A 16,928-nucleotide genomic window follows, 5' to 3' on the forward strand; every position below is an offset into this window, starting at 1 on the left:
CGGTGTGTCCTTCGGGCTGTTGGGGCCGCCCAAAGGACACACCGGCAGCTCTGCTGCCTACTTGTTCTGGGAACGGATGGCTTCGAAGACCTTCGGGTCGACCAGGGTGGAGGTGTCGCCGAGTTCGCGGCCCTCGGCTACGTCGCGCAGCAGGCGGCGCATGATCTTGCCGGACCGGGTCTTGGGCAGTTCCGGCACGACGGAGATCTGCCGGGGCTTGGCGATCGGGGAGATCTCGGTGGAGACCTGGTTGCGCAGTTCCGCGATCAGCGCGTCGCCGGTGTTCTCCACGCCCTCGCGCAGGATGACGAACGCGACGATGCCCTGGCCGGTGGTCTCGTCGGCGGCACCGACGACGGCGGCCTCGGCGACGGCCGGGTGCCCGACGAGCGCGGATTCGACCTCCGAGGTCGAGATGCGGTGCCCGGAGACGTTCATGACGTCGTCGACGCGGCCGAGGACCCACAGGGCCCCGTCCTCGTCGTAGCGGGCGCCGTCGCCGGCGAAGTACCAGCCCTCCTCGGCGTACCGGGACCAGTAGGTGTCCTTGTACCGGTCCATGTCGCCCCAGATGCCGCGCAGCATCGACGGCCACGGCTGATCGAGCACCAGGTAGCCGTTGCCGCCGGCCCCGAGCGGGGCCGCGTTGTCGTCGACGATCTTGGCGGAGACACCCGGCAGCGGCGCCATCGCCGATCCCGGCTTGGTGGCGGTGATGCCCGGCAGCGGGGAGATCATGATCGCGCCGGTCTCGGTCTGCCACCAGGTGTCGACGATGGGGGCGGTGCCCGAGCCGATCACCTCCCGGAACCAGCGCCAGGCCTCCGGGTTGATCGGCTCACCGACCGACCCGAGCAGGCGGATCGAGGACAGGTCGTGCGCGTCGGGGATCTGCCGGCCCCACTTCATGAAGGTGCGGATCAGGGTCGGGGCGGTGTAGTAGATGCTCACCCCGTACTTTTCGATGATCTCGAAGTGCCGGTGCTCGTTCGGCGAGTTCGGAGTGCCCTCGTAGACGACCTGGGTCGCGCCGTTGGACAGCGGGCCGTACACGATGTAGCTGTGCCCGGTGACCCAGCCGATGTCGGCGGTGCACCAGTACACGTCCTGGCCGGGCTTGTGGTCGAACACGTAGTGGTGGGTGTACGAGGTCTGGGTCAGGTAGCCGCCGGAGGTGTGGACGATGCCCTTGGGCTTGCCGGTGGTGCCGGAGGTGTAGAGGATGAACAGCGGGTGCTCGGCGTCGAACGGCTGCGCGGTGTGCTCGGCGGAGGCCTTGTCCACCGTCTCGTGCCACCACAGATCGCGCCCGTCGGTCCAGTCGACGTCGATGCCGGTGCGCTTGACCACCAGCACGTGCTGCACCGACGCGGCTTCGGCGACGGCCTCGTCGGCGGCCGGCTTGAGCGGGGCGGCCTGGCCGCGGCGCCACTGTCCGTCGACGGTGACCACCAGCTTGGCCTGCGCGTCGTCGATGCGTGAGCGCAGCGCGTGCGAGGAGAAACCGCCGAAGACCACCGAGTGGGTCAGGCCCAGGCGGGCGCACGCGAGCATCGTCACGATCGCCTCGGGGATCATCGGCATGTAGATCGCCACCCGGTCGCCGGCGACCAGGCCCAGATCGGTGAAGGTGTTCGCCGCCTTGGACACCTCGGCGAGCAGATCGTTGTAGGTCAGCGAGCGCGAATCGCCGGGCTCGCCTTCGAAGTGGATCGCGACGCGGTCGCCGTTGCCGGCGAGCACGTGCCGGTCGACGCAGTTGTAGGCGACGTTGAGCTGCCCACCGACGAACCACTTCGCCACCGGCGCCTCGGACCAGTCCAGCACCTCGGTCCACGGCGTGGCCCAGTCCAGCCGGCGGGCCTGCGTCTCCCAGAACCCGAGCCGGTCGGCGTCCGCGGCGGCCTGCAACTCGGGACCGGCGTTGGCGGTGGCGACGAACTCGGGGCTCGGTGGGTACACCTGCTGTTCGTGGTCCTGCGCTGCGCTCGTCATGGTTGCGGGGCCTCTTTCCGGTCGGTCCAAACAGTTCGGGCACCCGTGAGGGTAGTCACCTGTGACCGACATCGCACCGTTGCATACGGCTGCAACCTGCTCACTTTCGACAATCGGTCGGTCCCACGCGACGGGCGGTCGGCCTCCACGGTCAGCGGAACCGGCAGACGGGCAGTCGGCGCCGGCCGGTACCGTCGGATGCCGTGAGCGACCCCTTGCAGCCCCTGCTCGACCTGCCCGGAGTGCGCGACGCCGCGGACCGGGCGCGCGACGCCCTCGCCGAGGTGCACCGGCACAAGACCAACCGGCGCGGCTGGCCGAACACCGCCGCCGAGGCGTCGGTCCGGGCGGCCCGGGCCTCCGCCGTGCTCGACGGCGGATCCATGGAACTGCCGACGCCCGGGGAGGCGGGTGATCCGATTCTGGCGGGCGCACTGCGAGTGGCGCAGGCGCTCGACGGCGACGGCCTGGCCGTCATGGTGTCCACCTGGCAGCGCGCGCCCTTGCAGACCCTCGCGCGTCTGCATCTGCTCGCGGCGGCCGACCTCGTCGACGATCCGGAGCTGCTGGGCCGGCCCCGCACGGAGCCCGGCGTAGGGGAGCGGCTCGACGTCCTCGCGCAGTTGGTGACCGGCGGGACCCGCGCACCTGCCCCGGTGCTGGCCGCGGTGGTGCACGGCGAGCTGGCGGTGCTGCGTCCCTTCGGGGTGGCCGACGGCGTGATCGCCCGGGCGGCGTCCCGCCTCGTGTCGGTCGCCAGTGGGCTGGACGTGCACAATCTCGGCGTACCCGAGGTGAGCTGGATGCGTCGCGCCCAGGCCTACCGCGACGGGCTCGCGGGTTTCGAGTCGGGCACCGCGGTCGGCGTCGGTGGCTGGATCGTCTTCTGCTGCGGTGGGCTGGAAGCGGGCGCGCGGGAGGCGACATCGATCGCGGACGCCTTCGCCGGCTAGTCCGAGCAGTGAATCAGGCTGCCCGACATCGTTTTCGGGGATCATGTGGTCACATGTAAGCGGGCGACGTCGCCGAATGACTTCGGTGGCGTCGCCCGCCAGCACGGACTGCCGAGTTACCAAGCGTGCTGCATGGGTTGTGTGTCACTGGCCTCGGCGAGTGTTCGGATATCGCTGGTTCGTCCTCGCAACGGGTGCGGGGTGCTCGCCCTCGAAGACCCGAATCTCGCAAGCCCACAACGCTTTTGCCCTTATAGTGGCATCGGCTCCGCGTGGGTGCTCGGTGTCCGTGCTGGGAAGTCCGGTCGGGAGATCGAACCTTCTCTTCCGATTCGCTCTTGGCCTTCCGTCCTTCCGTAACTCCTTTCTACTCCCGGTCTCACAGGGGGGCAAGCCCCATTTTCGGGACCGTCACCCCCGGGCCGCGAACCCGTGCCGGGGCCTCCGGCGCAACGCCAGGTACGCCGCGGCGCCCGCGGCGGCCGCGCCCGCGGTGATCGCGGCCGCCGCGGCGACCACGGTCGGCGACGTCGTGGCGAATCGGTGCAGGAGCGGCACGGGACGGGTGAAAGTGAGTATCGGCCAACCGTTTTCGACGGCTCCGCGACGCAGTACCCGATCCGGGTTCACCGCCCGCGGATGGCCTACGGCCCGCAGCATCGGGATGTCCGTCGACGAGTCCGAGTACGCGTAGCAACGTGCGAGGTCGTAGCCGTACTGCAGCGCCAGCGCCTGGATCGCCTCCGCCTTGGCCTCCCCGTAGCAGTAGAACTCCAGCTCCCCGGCGTAGCGGCCGTCCTCGATCCGCATCCGGCTCGCGGTGCTGTGCGTCGCCCCGAGTGCCGTCGCGATGGGGGTGACCACCTCCTCTCCGGACGCGGACACGATGATCACGTCGTGTCCGCGGAGCCGGTGGTCCGCGATGAGATCGGCGGCCTCGGCGAAGACCAGCGGGTCCACGATGTCGTGCAGTGTCTCGGCGACGATCGCCTTGATCTGCTCGACATCCCAGCCGGTACACATCGCCGCGATGTGGGCGCGCATGCGCTCCACCTGATCGTGATCGGCGCCGGAGAGCATGAACAGGAACTGGGCGTAGCTGCTCTTGAGCACCGCCCGCCGGTTGAGGAGCCCCTGGGCGAAGAAGGGCTTGCTGAAGGCGAGCGCGCTGGACTTCGCGATGACGGTCTTGTCGAGGTCGAAGAAGGCGGCGATTCGGCCGGACGGGGTCGGGGCCACGGTCGCATCGGTCACGGCACCACAATAGGTGCGGCTGCACCTTCCCGGCACGCCCCGTGATGCGGCCGGTCGTCGGGCACCTCCACCTGCATGGAACACGCGACGGTTGAACTTGCAAATATCAGGTCCCGGCGTAGTATCGACGTCACCTGGACATTGTCCAGGGGGTGTTCAGCCCGACCCCCCGGGGCTGAACATGACGACCCTCGCCTCCTCCCCCCCTGGCGAGGGTCGTCCTCTGTTCGGGGACCTTTTCGGAGCCCGGTGTTCATCCACAGGCGGCGCATTCATCCACAGATTTGCCGATTCGCTCCGTCTCCGCTTCCGGCAGGCCCGCTGGGCCCGCAAGCTGAGCGCCATGAACGACGTCCTGGCCCTCGTCGACGATCCCGCCCTGACGGCGAGTCTGCACCGCGTGGCCGCCGCCACCGACCGCACCGTCGGCGCGGCGGCGGCGACGCCACCGCCGCGCCGAACCTGGCTCGACGCGGGACTCGTCGTGGTCGACCGGAGCGCAGCCCTGCTCTGCGCGCAGCAGCTCCCCCGTCGCGGCGGAATCGTCCTGGTCACCGCCGGCGGGGCCGACCTCCCCGATTGGCAGGCGGCCACCGCCGTCGGGGCCGAACACGTCGTCGGTCTGCCCGACGACGAAGTCGAACTGCTCACGGTGCTCGGCACCGCCGCCGAACCCGACACCGGCGGTGGGCACGTCGTCGCCGTACTCGGCGGTTGCGGCGGGGCCGGCGCCTCCACGTTCGCGGCCGCCCTGGCATGGACCGTCGCCGCCTTCCGACGGAGTGCGGGAGCACTCCTCGTCGACGGTGATCCCCTGGGTGGAGGATTGGACGTCCTCACCGGAATCGAGGAGCGGCCGGGCGTCCGCTGGTCCGGCCTCGCCGTCGATCGTGGCCGGCTCTCCGCCCGGTCCCTGCGGGACGCGGTGCCCGAATGGCTCCCGGGACTCGGCGTGCTGTCCGCAGATCGCGAGTCCACGTCCGAACCGGCTCCCGCCGCCGTCACCGCGGTGCTCGACACCGTCCGTCGCTCGGGTGACGTGGTGGTGTGCGACGTGCCGCGCAGCCGCGGGCCGGCCGCCGAGGCGATGGTGGCGGCCGCCGACCTGGCCGTGCTGGTGGTCCCCGCCCGTGTGCGTGCCGCCCTCGCCGCGGGACGGGTCGCAGGCTGGGTCGCCGACCAGAACACCAACCAGGGAATCGTCGTGCGCGGCCCGGCCCCCGGCGGACTGCGCGGCCGGGACGTCGCCGAGGTGGTGGGGTTGCCGCTGCTCGCCACGATGCGCGCGCAGCCCGGCCTTGCCGAGACACTCGAACGCGGTGGACTGCGGCTCGGACGTCGCTCGCCTCTCGTCCACGCCGCCGAGTCGGTCCTCGACGTGCTGGCCGGTCCCGAGCCGGGATCGCGGTGGGCAGCATGAGCGCCGTCCTCACTGCCGAGCTGCTCGACCGGGTCCGCGAACGTCTCGCGACGGAGGCCGGCGAGCTTACACCGGACCGGGTCGCCGCCGCGTTGCGCGCCGAATCCGGCGGGGTCCTCGGCGATTTCGATCTGCTCACGGCCTTGCGGCACCTGCAGACCGAGTTGTCCGGCGCCGGACCGCTCGAAGCGCTGCTCGCCGAACCCGGCGTCACCGACGTACTCGTCACCGCCCCCGACCGCGTCTGGGTCGACCGCGGCGGCGGGCTGCGGCTCACTCCCGTCGCCTTTCCCGACGAGGCGTCGGTGCGACGACTGGCCCAGCGCCTCGCGCTGTTCGCGGGGCGGCGGCTCGACGACGCCCAACCGTGGGTCGACGGCCGGCTGCCCGGGCACGGCGAATTCGGGGTCCGCCTGCATGCCGTCCTCGCGCCCGTCGCGCAGGGCGGCACGTGCCTGTCGCTACGGGTGCTGCGGCCCGCCACCCAGGGACTCGACGCGCTGCGCGACCGCGGCGCCGTCGACCCGCACGCGTACGGGTTGCTGCGCCGGATCGTCGCCGCCCGGCTCGCCTTCCTCGTCGTCGGGGGTACGGGGGCGGGCAAGACCACCCTGCTCGCGGCGCTGCTCGGCACCGTGGATCCGGGCGAGCGGATCGTGTGCGTCGAGGACGCGGCGGAACTGGCGCCCGCTCATCCCCACGTCGTGCGGCTCGTCGCGCGGGCCGCGAACGTCGAGGGGGTCGGGGAGGTCGCGGTGCGCGATCTCGTCCGGCAGGCGCTGCGAATGCGACCCGACCGCATCGTCGTCGGTGAGGTGCGCGGCGCCGAGGTCGTGGATCTGCTGACAGCGCTGAACACCGGTCACGACGGGGGCGCGGGCACCGTGCACGCCAATTCTCCGGACGAGGTGCCGGCGCGGCTCGAAGCCCTCGCCGCGCTCGGCGGTCTGGACCGCGCCGCCCTGCACAGTCAGCTCGTCGCAGCGGTGCAGGTGGTCCTGCACGTGCACCGCACCCCCGACGGCACCCGTCGGCTGACGGAGATCGGTGTCGTGCAGCGGGACGAGGTCTCGGGGGTCGTCGTCGCACCCGCGTGGACCCACGGGCGCGGCACGCAGGCCGGCATGGACCGGCTCGAACAGCTCTTCCGGCGACGGGAGGTGCCGTGACCGCGACTACCTTGTGCCTGGCCGCGGCCCTGCTGGTCGCACCGGCGACGGTCGCCGCGCCGCGCCTGCGGTCGTTGCGCACGACAGTCGTCGCCGGACGGCCGTGGCGACCGCCGCAGGAGGTGACGGCAGTGCTGTGCGTCCTCCCGGTGTTGTCGGTCGGCGTCGCGCCGGCCGTCGCGGCGGCGATCGTCGCGGGCACCACCGTGCGCCGGGTACGGCGACGCCGCCGCGACCGAGCCCGTGACGCCGAACAGCGCGCCCTCCTCGCCGGTCTCGAAACCGTCGTCGCCGAGTTGGAGGTGGGCACCCATCCGGCTGACGCGTGTGCGACGGCGGCACGGGAGACGACCGGGCCCACTGCCGACGCCTTCCGCGTCGCGGCGGCGCGGGCACGGCTCGGCGGAAGCGCGGCCGACGGCCTGCGTGCGGTAGCCCGCGCGACGGAGCCGTCCGGAATCGCCGCGTCGCTCGATAGGGTCGCCGGGGCCTGGGAGGTGTCCGACCGGTACGGGCTGGCGCTGGCGCAACTCCTCGCGGCCGCACGAGCAGATCTGTCCGGTCGTATGCGTCTGCGCTCACGCACCGAGGCGGGCCTGGCGGGGGCCCGCGCGACGGCGGCGGTGCTCGCGGCTCTGCCGGCGCTCGGGGTGGCGCTCGGGCAGATGATGGGGGCGGCGCCGGTGTCGGTGCTGCTCGGCGACGGTGTCGGCGGGGTGCTGCTGGTGGTGGGCACCGTGCTGGCGTGCGCCGGACTGCTGTGGACCGATCGGATTGCGACGCGGGCGGCATCGTGACGGTAGCGCTGGTGTGCCTGGCCGCGGCACTCGTGATCCTGCCGGACCTGCGGACGCGACGGTGCCGGACTGCCGGGGCCGCGACCCCCGGGGGAGCCACCGGATCCGGCGGCGCCCCGGACGACCCGCATGCCGTGCCGGCCGCATTCGACCTGATGGCCGCCTGCCTGCGTGCCGGCCTTCCGACGGCGACGGCGGCCCGGGCGGTGGCCGATTCGGCGCCCCCGGCGCTGGCACTGGCCCTGCGACGGGGCGCCGACCGGCTCGAGCTCGGGGCGGCGCCGTCGGACGCGTGGAGCGGTCTCGGTGAGGCGACGGCCGACGGATCCGACGACGAGACGGAGGCGCTGGAGGCCTTCGCTCGCGCCGCGCGGCGATCGGCACGATCCGGCGCGCCGCTGTCGGGCATCGTCGCCGAGGTGGCGGAACGGCAGCGCGAACGAGCGGAGGACCGGGCGGCTGCAGCCGTCGAGCGCGCCGGGGTTCTGGTCAGCGGCCCCCTGGGCCTGTGCTTCCTGCCGGCGTTCGTGTGCCTGGGCATCGTGCCCGTCGTGATCGGGCTCGCGGGCCGCGTGCTCGGTGAGGGGCTGTTGTGAGACGTCGGTGCGGACGGTCCGCGCCGGAGAAGGGGAGGAACCATGGTAGGCAACGGGATTCGTTCGATCGTGCAACGGCTGAGCGGTGCTGTCGCTGCGGAGGACGGGATGTCCACCGCGGAGTACGCGATCGGCACGATCGCCGCGGCGGCGTTCGGGGCCGTGCTCTACACGGTCGTCACCGGCGACAACATCGTCACTGCGCTCACCGGCATCGTCGAGCGCGCACTGAACACGGCGGTGTGAGCGGGGACGACGGTGGGGTGACCGTCGAGGCGGCGATCGCCCTCACCGCACTGGTGAGCGTTCTCGTGCTGTGTCTCGGTGCGGTGCTGTGTGTTTCGAGTCAGCTCCGGTGTCAGGACGCGGCACGGGAGGCCGCCCGGCTCGCGGCCCGCGGCGACGGGGCGCGGGCGGTGGAGGTCGCGGCGCGGATCGCGCCGGAGGGCGCACGGATCTCCGTGCGCCCCGACGGGGACCTCGTCGTGGCGACGGTGACAGCGGACGGTCCGCTGCTGCCGGCGGTGACGCTCACCGCGGAGGCCGTGGCGGCGTTCGAACCGGAAGTGGCGCAGTGACATTCCGGGACGATCGGGGGAGTGCGAGTGTGGTGGGGTGTTTCGTTGCGGTCGCGCTGATCGCGGTCACCGGGCTGCTCGTACAGATCGGTGCGGGGGTCGCGACGCGGCATCGGGCGCAGGGAGCGGCCGACCTGGCGGCCCTCGCGGTGGCCGGCGCACTCGACCGCGGGGCGGGTACCGCCTGCTCGGAGGCGAACCGGATCGCGGCGCGGATGCGGGTGCAGGTGCGTTCGTGCACCGTCGACGGCTGGGACGCCGTCGTCGAGGTCGAGGCCGCGGTGTCGCTGCCGGGCGGGCGGCAGGCCCGGGCGATCGCGCGGGCGGGGCCGGTCGAGTGAGCCGGTCAGGCGAGGGCGTCGAGCACCGCGCCCAGCAGCGCGATCGCGCCGGCCTTGTCGAGCGGGTCGTTGCCGTTGCCGCATTTGGGGGAGTACACGCACGACGGGCAGCCGGCGGCGCACTCGCAGGCCGTCACGGCCGCGCGGGTCGCACCGAGCCATTCGGCGAGGCGCGCGTAACCGCGGTCGGCGAAGCCCGCGCCGCCGGGATGCCCGTCGTAGACGAAGACGGTGGGCAGCCCGGTGTCCGGGTGCACGGCCGTGGACACACCGCCGATGTCCCAGCGGTCGCACGTCGCCACCAACGGCAGCAGCCCGATCGCGGCATGCTCGGCGGCGTGCAGCGCGCCTGGTACCCGCTCCGGTCCGATTCCGCTCCGGTCGAGCAGTTCGGGAGTGACGGTGTACATCACTGCGCGCGTGGGCAGGCACTGCGACGGCATGTCGAGTTCGGTGCTGTCGAGAACCTCGCCCGACGGCAGCCGCCGCAGGTAGGAGACCACCTGATGGGTCACCTCCACCTCGACGAGGGCCACGGTCACCGGGCCGAGCGAGCGCTGCTCCGTCACGGCGGTCACGACGATGTCGGTGATCTCCCGTGCGGACGTGGACCATTCGGGGTCCTCGGAGTGCACGAGCGCGATCCCGTCGTCGAGGTGCAACTCGTCGACGACGAACGACTCGCCGCGGTGCAGGTACACCGCGCCCGGATGCACGGTCGCCGGCGCGCGGCCGCCGTCGACGGTGCCGAGCATCCGTCCGGTGTCCGATTCGACGATGGCGATCTGGGTGCCGATGCCGCCGCGGATATCGATGTCGGAGTGCGGACGGGTGTCGGGGGTGACGAACCAGCCGTGCGGGCGCCGCCGGATCGCGCCCTGGGCGGCCAGGGCGGCGAGTACGTCGGCCGCACCGAACTCCTCGACCTCGGCATCGGTGAGCGGCAGCTCGAGCGCGGCGCACAGCAGTTGCGGACCGAGCACGTACGGGTTGGTGGGATCGGTGACCGTCGCCTCGACGGGCTTGTCGAGCAGCGCCGCCGGATGGTGCACGAGGTAGGTGTCGAGGGGATCGTCGCGGGCGACGAGCACGACCAGCGATCCCGCGCCGCGGCGGCCGGCCCGGCCGGCCTGCTGCCAGAACGACGCGACGGTGCCCGGGAATCCGGCGACGACGACGGCGTCGAGGCCGGCGATGTCCATGCCGAGTTCGAGTGCGTTGGTGCTGGCGGCACCGAGCAGGCGACCGTCCGCCAGAGCCGCCTCGAGCTCGCGCCGTTCCTCGGCGAGGTAGCCGGCGCGGTACGCGGCGACACGATCGACGAGTTCGGGGGCGGCCTCGGCGAGCAGCCGCTGCGCGCCGAGCGCGGTGAGCTCGGCACCGCGCCGGGACCGTACGAAGGCGAGGGTGCGGGCACCTTCGACGACGAGGTCGGCGAGGATGCGCGCCGCCTCGGTTCCGGCGGCGCGGCGCACCGGGGCGCCGTTCTCACCGGTCACCTGCTCGAGCAGTGGCGGTTCCCACAGCGCGACGGTGCGCGGCCCGTGCGGGGAGCCGTCCTCGGTCACCTCCCGGCAGGGCGCGCCGACGAGCCGGGACGCCGCGGCGCCGGGGTCGGCGGTCGTGGCGGAGGCGAGGACGAAGACCGGTCGGGCGCCGTAGCGTGCGGCGATCCGTCGCAGCCGGCGCAGTACCAGAGCCACGTTGGAGCCGAAGACGCCGCGATAGGAGTGGCACTCGTCGACCACGACGTAGCGCAGTCGCCGGAAGAACCGGGACCAGCGGGCGTGCCCGGGCAACATCGACATGTGCAGCATGTCGGGGTTGGTGAAGATCCACCGCGAGTGGCTGCGCGCCCACTGCCGCAGTTCGGTGGAGGTGTCGCCGTCGTAGGCACACGCGTGCACCCGACCGAGTTCGGGTTCGGCGGTGGTCACGTCGGTGACGGCGCGCAACTGGTCCGCACACAGTGCCTTCGTGGGGGAGAGGTACAGCGCGGTGGCGTGCGGGTCCTCGACGAGTGCGGTGAGCACGGGCAACTGGTAGGCGAGGGACTTACCCGAGGCGGTGCCGGTGGAGACGACGACGTGCTCCCCTCCGGTTGCGAGGTCGGCGGCCGCCCTCTGGTGGCTCCACGGCTGGGGCACGCCCGTCGCGCGCAGGGCCCGGACGACGGCGTCGGACGCCCAGTCCGGCCAGTCGGTGTGCCGCACGTCGCGGGCGGGCAGTTCCGCGCTGTGGGTGAGGGGGTGCTCCGTGGCCGGCGTGCCCGCGAGAACTCGTTCGAGCAGTTCGTGGCCGAAGCTCGTCGGCCCGTCGCCGACGGGACGGCGGTGCGGCGAGCTGGTCACACGGGTACTCCGGAGGATGCGGTCGGGATGGGAAACCAGCGTAGTCGGCCGTCGTTCCCGGCGTTCGGTCGGTGTCCGGCCCGCGCGCGGGTTAACATCGATGTAACCGTACCGACGAGTAATCGTACCGTCGGTATGTACAAGATCAAATTTTCGGGCGAATTGTGCGCCCTCCTACTGTTGTCGGCGCCCGGAACGTGGTTCACTGACATCGGTCGCAGCTTCTGTGTTCGGTGACTTGAGAAAGTGCACGGCTCGCAGGATCGATGGTTGCGAGCGCGGTGCTTTGCTCTTCCTGTGGGGGGATCAAGAAGTACAGCGGTCGGAACCGGCCCGGCGGCTCGCTCGCCCGCGAACCGCCGCATCCGGTGTTAGAAAGAGAAGGAAAAGCATGGCACAGGGCACTGTGAAGTGGTTCAACGCGGAGAAGGGCTTCGGCTTCATCGCTCCCGAGGACGGCTCCGCCGACGTTTTCGTCCACTACTCGGAGATCCAGGGCAGCGGCTTCCGCACCCTGGAGGAGAACCAGCGCGTGGAGTTCGAGGTCGGCCAGGGCACCAAGGGCCCGCAGGCCACCGGCGTTCGCGCGCTCTGATCGTCGACGCTCCTGCCGGAGCGTGACGTGACTCGGTCCGCAAGGACCGAAGCCTCGATCGTCCCCCGTCACCATCGGTGATGGGGGACGATCTGTTTCTGCGGGAGGCAGCGAAGGAAGGACGGGGGAGTGAGTCAACTGTCGTTCTTCGGGGCCGAGGAGATGCCACCGGACCCGGCCGACCTCGGTGGTCTACTGGCGGCGCACGGGCACGCGGTGGTCTCCGGCGACGGCGCGCGGATCTCGGTGGTCGTGGACGAACCGTGGCGGGCGGACGCGATCGCGGAACTGATGGCGCAGGCCGCGCTGTCCCCGGAGGTGACCCGCACGGACGAGGGACATCCGCTGGTGCGCACCGCCGCCCTGCCCGAACTGGTCCCGATCGCGGCCGAATGGACGCGGGGCGCGGTGAAGTCGGTGCCAGCGGGATGGGTGCCGGGTTCGCGAGCCCTGCGGGCGTGGGTGCTCGCGGCCGGTCGTGTCGAGGTCGAGGGCGAACGCTACGTTCTGGGGCTGGATCCGCACGCCCCGGACACCCACGCGGTGCTGGCCCAGTCGCTGATGCGTGCCGGGATCGCGCCGACGCTGATCGGCACCCGTGGCGCCGGACCGGGCCTGCGGGTGTCCGGGAGACGGCGATTGACGCGTCTCGTCGAGAACATCGGGGCGCCCCCGGACGACCCCCGCGCGCGGCAGATCTGGCCACGCGTGCAGTAGGCGCCGCATCACACGTGACAGGCCTTCCGTTGCAGGTGTGCGACCCTGTGTATGGCCGCGTCCGGGGAACGGGTCGGTATACATGTCTTCAGAGAAGCGGGACATGTCAGCGAACAGGGAAGGTGCGGCAGCGCTGTGGCAGCACGGGACAACAGCACGTCGAACGGCTCGTCGGGCACGCGTCGGCTCGTCATCGTCGAGTCCCCGACCAAGGCGAAGAAGATCGCGCCCTACCTGGGCCGCGACTACGTCGTCGAGGCGTCCGTCGGGCACATCCGCGACCTGCCCCGCGGGGCCGCCGACGTGCCGGCCAAGTACAAGGGCGAGTCGTGGGCCCGCCTCGGCGTGAACGTCGACCACGGTTTCGAGCCGCTGTACGTCGTCAGTCCCGAGAAGAAGTCCAAGGTCACCGAGCTGAAGGGGCTGCTGAAGGACGCCGACGAGCTGTACCTCGCGACCGACCCCGACCGGGAGGGCGAGGCCATCGCCTGGCACCTGCTCGAGACGCTCAAGCCGAAGGTCCCGGTCCGCCGGATGGTGTTCCACGAGATCACCGAGCCGGCCATCAGAGCCGCCGCGGAGCACACCCGCGACCTCGACAACAATCTGGTCGACGCGCAGGAGACCCGCCGGATCCTCGACCGCCTCTACGGCTACGAGGTCAGCCCGGTGCTGTGGAAGAAGGTCATGCCGCGGCTGTCGGCGGGCCGCGTGCAGTCCGTCGCCACCCGGGTCATCGTCCAGCGCGAACGTGAGCGCATGGCTTTCCGGTCCGCGACGTACTGGGACATTGCCGCCACCCTCGACGCCGGCGCCGACGCGAGCCCCCGATCGTTCGGGGCGCGGCTCGTCGGTGTCGACGGCGCCCGCGTCGCCGCCGGCCGCGATTTCGGTGCCGACGGCCAGTTGAAGTCCACCGGCGTCGTCGTGCTCGACGAGGCGTACGCGCGACGGCTCGCCGACGCTCTGCACGGCGTGGACCTGACGGTGACGTCGGTCGAGAGCAAGCCGTACACGCGCAAGCCGTACGCCCCGTTCATGACGTCGACGCTGCAGCAGGAGGCGGGCCGCAAGCTGCGGTTCTCGTCCGAGCGCACGATGCGCATCGCCCAGCGCCTGTACGAGAACGGCTACATCACGTACATGCGTACCGACTCGACGACCCTGTCCGAGAGCGCGATCGCCGCCGCCCGGGCGCAGGCCACCGAGTTGTACGGCGCGGAGTACGTGCACGCCACCCCGCGGCAGTTCACCCGCAAGGTCAAGAACGCGCAGGAGGCCCACGAGGCGATCCGCCCAGCCGGCGACGTGTTCGCCACGCCCGGCGAACTGCACTCGCGTCTCGACACCGACGAGTACCGCCTCTACGAACTCATCTGGCAGCGCACCGTCGCCTCCCAGATGGCCGACGCGCGGGGCACGACCCTGACGCTGCGCATCACCGGCACCGCCGCGAGTGGCGAGGAATGCACGTTCTCGTCGTCCGGCCGCACCATCACCTTCCCCGGCTTCCTGAGGGCGTACGTCGAGAGCGTCGACGAGGAAGCCGGCGGCCAGTCCGACGACGCCGAATCCCGGCTGCCGAACCTGTCCGAGGGGCAGCGCGTCACCGCGACGAAGCTCGACCCGGACGGTCACTCGACCAACCCGCCGGCTCGCTACACCGAGGCCAGCCTGATCAAGGCCCTCGAGGACCTCGGCATCGGCCGGCCGTCGACGTACGCGTCGATCATCAAGACCATCCTCGACCGCGGCTACGTCTACAAGCGGGGTAGCGCCCTGGTCCCGTCGTGGGTGGCGTTCGCGGTCATCGGGCTCCTCGAGGCGCATTTCGGACGCCTCGTCGACTACGGGTTCACCGCTGCCATGGAGGACGACCTCGACGAGATCGCGGGCGGTCACGAGCAGCGCACCGACTGGCTGTCGAGCTTCTACTTCGGTGGCGCCCACGGAGCCGAGAACTCGGTGGCGCGCGAGGGCGGCCTGAAGAAGATGGTGGGGGAGAACCTCGAGGACATCGACGCCCGCGAGATCAACTCCATCCGGTTGTTCGACGACGCCGAGGGACGGGAGATCCGCGTGCGCGTCGGCCGGTTCGGCCCCTACCTCGAGCGGATGGTTGCCGATCCCGACGCGCCCGACGGGGAACCGGTCTCCCAGCGGGCGAACCTGCCCGACGACCTGCCGCCGGACGAGCTGACGCTCGAGTATGCGGAGAAGCTGTTCTCGACCCCGCAGGAGGGCCGGGTCCTCGGCGCCGACCCGGTCACCGGCAACGAGATCGTCGCGCGGGAGGGCCGCTTCGGTCCGTATGTGACCGAGTTGCTGCGTGAGCCGGAGCCGGAGCCGGAGCCCGACATCACGCCGATCCCGGTCGAGGAATCGCCCGTGGCGGGCGGCACCAGCACCACCGCCACGGCCGTGGCGAAGAAGGCTGCGAAGAAGGCACCGGCGAAGAAGGCCACCAAGAAGGCGGCCGGTCCCAAGCCGCGGACGGCGTCGCTGCTCAAGTCGATGGAACTGTCGACGGTGACGCTCGAGGACGCACTGCGGCTGCTGTCGTTGCCGCGGGTCGTCGGGGTCGACCCTGCGACGGGTGAGGAGATCACCGCCCAGAACGGTCGCTACGGCCCGTACCTGAAGAAGGGCACCGACTCGCGGTCGCTGGCGAACGAGGAACAGATGTTTACCGTCACCCTCGAGGAGGCGCTGAAGATCTACTCCGAGCCGAAACGACGCGGACGGCAGGCCGCTGCCACGCCGCCGCTGCGGGAACTGGGCACCGACCCGGTCAGCGGCAAGCCGATGGTGATCAAGGACGGCCGCTTCGGCCCGTACGTCACGGACGGCGAGACCAACGCGAGCCTCCGCAAGGGCGACGAGGTCGACAGCATCACCGACGAGCGGGCCTCCGAGCTGCTCGCGGATCGTCGTGCCCGCGGTCCGGCGAAGAAGACCGCCAAGAAGACCGCTGCGAAGAAGGCCCCCGCGAAGAAGACGGCGGCGAAGAAGACCGCGGCCAAGAAGACGACTGCGAAGAAGACCGCCGCGAAGAAGGAGTGACCTCCGGGGTACGGCGTCATATCCTCGCCGTGTGTACCGCGAAGCGGCGTCCGGCATACCCGGTGTGCTCGTGTGGACGGCGACGAGGACCGCGGATTCGGCGGGAACGTCCGTGCTGCCCGACGGTTGCACGGACCTGATCTGGCACGAGGACGGCCTCCTCGTCGCCGGACCGGACACCCGAGCGCAGTTCTCCGACCTGGGTACCCGCCGTGGCCTGACCGCCGTGCGTTTCGGCCCCGGCGTGGGGCCGGTGGTGCTCGGCGTGGACGCGGCCGAGTTACGTGACGCACGCGTACCGCTGGACCACATCCGGCCCAGCGCACACGTTCGTCGCCTGGTGTCGGACGCGGAGTCCGACCCGGTCGGTGCGCTTCTGCGCGAGACCCGGCGCCGTCTGGACGGCGTCGACCGCAGCGTCGAGACGGGCATCGCGGCGCAGCTCGGTGCCGGAGCGTCCGTCGCCGAGGTGGCGGGCTCGGCGGGCTGGAGTGTGCGCCGGCTGCACCGGCACGCGCTGCGCGCGTACGGCTACGGACCGAAGACGCTGGCACGAGTGCTGCGGTTCCGCCGGGCGGTCGGTCTCGCCCGCACCGGCCGACCGTTCGCCGACGTCGCGGCCGAGTGCGGCTTCAGCGACCAGGCTCATCTCGCACGGGAGGTCCGCGCCCTCTCCGGTACCACGCTCGGTGCGCTCCTCGGCTGAGCGGTCACCCGGGCAGGGACGCGAACAGTTCGATGCTGTGCCCGTCGGGATCGTGGACGCTCGCGTAGCGCTGCTTCCAGAACGCGTCCCACGGTTCGAGCGCGCTCGTGCATCCCGCCTCCAGCAAGTCGCGGTACGTCGCATCCACGCCTGCCGGTGAACCGCAGTCGAAGGCGAGCGCAGGGCCACCCGTTCCCGGCCGGAAGTCCGGATGGAAGGACCGGACCGACTCGACGGTGTCCCATGCCAAGCGGAGCCCACCCGGGAGTGTCGTTTCGAAGTGGGGTTCGTCGGTACCGGCAGGAAGGTCCAGTCCGAGGCGTCGATAGCAGTCGAAGGAACGGGTCATGTCGGCGACGACGAGCCCGACCAGGGCGAGTTGTGCAGTCATAC

16 protein-coding genes are annotated in these 16,928 nt (G+C 71.5%); 12 read left to right on the plus strand and 4 right to left on the minus strand.

All coding sequences use genetic code 11. The features are described 5' to 3' along the window. Positions 1-57: 57 nt before the first annotated feature. Positions 58-1,995, minus strand: a complete 1,938-nt coding sequence (gene acs / locus AC2IPW_RS02675) for an acetate--CoA ligase (protein ID WP_486376224.1) — start codon at positions 1,993-1,995, stop codon at positions 58-60. 203 nt (positions 1,996-2,198) lie between these two features. Between acs and AC2IPW_RS02680 the strand changes: the two genes are divergently transcribed. Next, the gene (locus AC2IPW_RS02680; RefSeq protein WP_450119476.1) at positions 2,199-2,948 is read left to right on the plus strand and encodes a Fic family protein; all 750 of its coding nucleotides are present in this window, start codon (positions 2,199-2,201) and stop codon (positions 2,946-2,948) included. 411 nt (positions 2,949-3,359) lie between these two features. Here the strand turns inward: AC2IPW_RS02680 and AC2IPW_RS02685 are convergent, their stop codons facing one another. Then, positions 3,360-4,202, minus strand: coding sequence for an HAD-IB family hydrolase (locus AC2IPW_RS02685; protein ID WP_486376225.1), 843 nt, complete (start codon positions 4,200-4,202; stop codon positions 3,360-3,362). A gap of 343 nt (positions 4,203-4,545) precedes the next feature. Here AC2IPW_RS02685 and ssd point away from each other — a divergent pair, with 343 nt between their 5' ends. The 7 genes from ssd to AC2IPW_RS02720 are packed head-to-tail and all read left to right on the plus strand — an operon-like array spanning position 4,546 to position 9,103. Further along, positions 4,546-5,622 carry a septum site-determining protein Ssd gene (gene ssd, locus AC2IPW_RS02690; RefSeq protein ID WP_289377546.1) on the plus strand — a complete coding sequence of 359 codons (1,077 nt, stop codon included), beginning with the start codon at positions 4,546-4,548 and terminating at the stop codon, positions 5,620-5,622. Further along, positions 5,619-6,791 (plus strand): TadA family conjugal transfer-associated ATPase, encoded by a 1,173-nt coding sequence (locus AC2IPW_RS02695; RefSeq protein WP_416062574.1) that lies wholly within the window; start codon positions 5,619-5,621, stop codon positions 6,789-6,791. Before ssd ends, AC2IPW_RS02695 begins: the two co-directional genes overlap by 4 nt. Beyond that, a complete protein-coding gene (locus AC2IPW_RS02700; protein ID WP_416062575.1) occupies positions 6,788-7,588 on the plus strand; it encodes a secretion protein F in 801 nt (266 codons plus the stop codon). Before AC2IPW_RS02695 ends, AC2IPW_RS02700 begins: the two co-directional genes overlap by 4 nt. Next, on the plus strand, positions 7,552-8,184 hold the full coding sequence (locus AC2IPW_RS02705) for a type II secretion system F family protein (protein WP_416063605.1): 633 nt from the start codon (positions 7,552-7,554) through the stop codon (positions 8,182-8,184). Before AC2IPW_RS02700 ends, AC2IPW_RS02705 begins: the two co-directional genes overlap by 37 nt. A gap of 42 nt (positions 8,185-8,226) precedes the next feature. Further along, entirely contained in the window at positions 8,227-8,430 is a 204-nt protein-coding gene (locus AC2IPW_RS02710; RefSeq protein ID WP_289377543.1) for a DUF4244 domain-containing protein, read from the plus strand. 17 nt (positions 8,431-8,447) lie between these two features. Next, positions 8,448-8,762: a TadE family type IV pilus minor pilin gene (locus tag AC2IPW_RS02715; RefSeq protein ID WP_003935255.1), complete on the plus strand. Its 315-nt coding sequence runs from the start codon at positions 8,448-8,450 to the stop codon at positions 8,760-8,762. Then, positions 8,759-9,103: an Rv3654c family TadE-like protein gene (locus AC2IPW_RS02720; RefSeq protein WP_289377542.1), complete on the plus strand. Its 345-nt coding sequence runs from the start codon at positions 8,759-8,761 to the stop codon at positions 9,101-9,103. The genes AC2IPW_RS02715 and AC2IPW_RS02720 overlap by 4 nt, the downstream gene beginning before the upstream one ends. 5 nt (positions 9,104-9,108) lie before the next feature. Here AC2IPW_RS02720 and AC2IPW_RS02725 read toward each other — a convergent pair whose 3' ends face one another. Then, positions 9,109-11,454, minus strand: coding sequence for a DEAD/DEAH box helicase (locus AC2IPW_RS02725; RefSeq protein WP_486376226.1), 2,346 nt, complete (start codon positions 11,452-11,454; stop codon positions 9,109-9,111). A gap of 391 nt (positions 11,455-11,845) precedes the next feature. On the opposite strand from AC2IPW_RS02725, the gene AC2IPW_RS02730 reads away from it, so the two are divergent. From AC2IPW_RS02730 to AC2IPW_RS02745, 4 genes are all read left to right on the plus strand, one after another. Beyond that, positions 11,846-12,049: a cold-shock protein gene (locus AC2IPW_RS02730; RefSeq protein ID WP_003935252.1), complete on the plus strand. Its 204-nt coding sequence runs from the start codon at positions 11,846-11,848 to the stop codon at positions 12,047-12,049. Positions 12,050-12,178: 129 nt separating this feature from the next. Further along, positions 12,179-12,766 (plus strand): hypothetical protein, encoded by a 588-nt coding sequence (locus AC2IPW_RS02735; RefSeq protein WP_486376227.1) that lies wholly within the window; start codon positions 12,179-12,181, stop codon positions 12,764-12,766. Between the two features lie 135 nt (positions 12,767-12,901). Beyond that, positions 12,902-15,829 (plus strand): type I DNA topoisomerase, encoded by a 2,928-nt coding sequence (gene topA, locus AC2IPW_RS02740; protein WP_003935250.1) that lies wholly within the window; start codon positions 12,902-12,904, stop codon positions 15,827-15,829. Positions 15,830-15,860: 31 nt separating this feature from the next. Further along, complete coding sequence (locus AC2IPW_RS02745; RefSeq protein ID WP_486376228.1) at positions 15,861-16,535, plus strand: helix-turn-helix transcriptional regulator; 675 nt, start codon at positions 15,861-15,863, stop codon at positions 16,533-16,535. 4 nt (positions 16,536-16,539) lie between these two features. Here AC2IPW_RS02745 and AC2IPW_RS02750 read toward each other — a convergent pair whose 3' ends face one another. Next, entirely contained in the window at positions 16,540-16,926 is a 387-nt protein-coding gene (locus AC2IPW_RS02750; RefSeq protein ID WP_003935248.1) for a VOC family protein, read from the minus strand. Between the last annotated feature and the right edge of the window lie 2 nt (positions 16,927-16,928).

This window comes from Rhodococcus sp. NS-SX18, assembly GCF_057367935.1.